This is a genomic window from Mesorhizobium sp. P5_C1, from assembly GCF_054049815.1.
In genome coordinates, this window is record NZ_JBFULQ010001304.1 from 1 (window position 1) to 665 (window position 665).

The following is a 665-nucleotide window of genomic DNA, read 5'->3' on the forward strand; positions in this document are numbered from 1 at the left end:
GGCCAGATCGAAGCCGTCGCGGTGTTGCATCGCGTCGGGTGGGCAGCTAGACGTGCCGATCCGGACTTGGGGTTGCCCCACCTGTAGAGCGGTTTTCATTCACTACGTCAAAGTTCAAGGCGTCGTGCAAAACCACATCCCCGCCCTCGTTACGAACCTTTACTGATATTTTGTGATGGTCGCCATCGGGCAAGCTTTCCTTCACCATGTCGACCAACGCGGAAATCGCCTCCCTTTTTACAGAATCGAAATCCGGGCAGTCGATGCCCTGATCGTCGTGAAAGACCGAACCATTGTCGTCGACGTCAAAATAGTGGATCGCCATCAGCCTGCCTTCGCTACTCAACAGTGAAGGAGCCCACGCGGTCGCGTGTGCTCATCCAGCGAAAAGTCCGATTAAGGGGGTTCGGTTCCGCTATCCGGATCGGCAACGGCAGCCTCAGCGAATTCGACCTCCATTTGGTCGCTGATGGACTTGGGCTTGCCAGCGCCGGGGATCGGCACGCCGTCATAGCCCTTCAGCCATGCATCGGCGAATTCGTTCCAGTAGTCAGGCACGGCGCGTTCCTTGGCGTCCTTGCGCGCCTGGGCGCCATACATCCAGGCGTAGGTGATGCGCTCCTGGTCCTTCTTAGCCACCGCCATTTTGCCACCTACCTTCCCAA

Annotated in this window: 2 protein-coding genes; both read right to left on the reverse strand. The window is 58.0% G+C overall.

Going from position 1 to position 665, the window contains the following annotated elements; all coding sequences use genetic code 11:
* Positions 1-46: 46 nt before the first annotated feature.
* Positions 47-325, reverse strand: a complete 279-nt coding sequence (locus ACXJ7R_RS35520; protein WP_457155859.1) for a DUF6894 family protein — start codon at positions 323-325, stop codon at positions 47-49.
* Positions 326-396: 71 nt separating this feature from the next.
* On the reverse strand, positions 397-665 hold a 269-nt coding region (locus ACXJ7R_RS35525), incomplete at its 5' end, for a hypothetical protein (RefSeq protein WP_457155860.1).

Excerpts from the sequence above, each read along its gene's own strand:
- ACXJ7R_RS35520 (WP_457155859.1), bottom strand. The coding sequence starts at position 325 with ATGGCGATCCACTATTTTGACGTCGACGACAATGGTTCGGTCTTTCAC.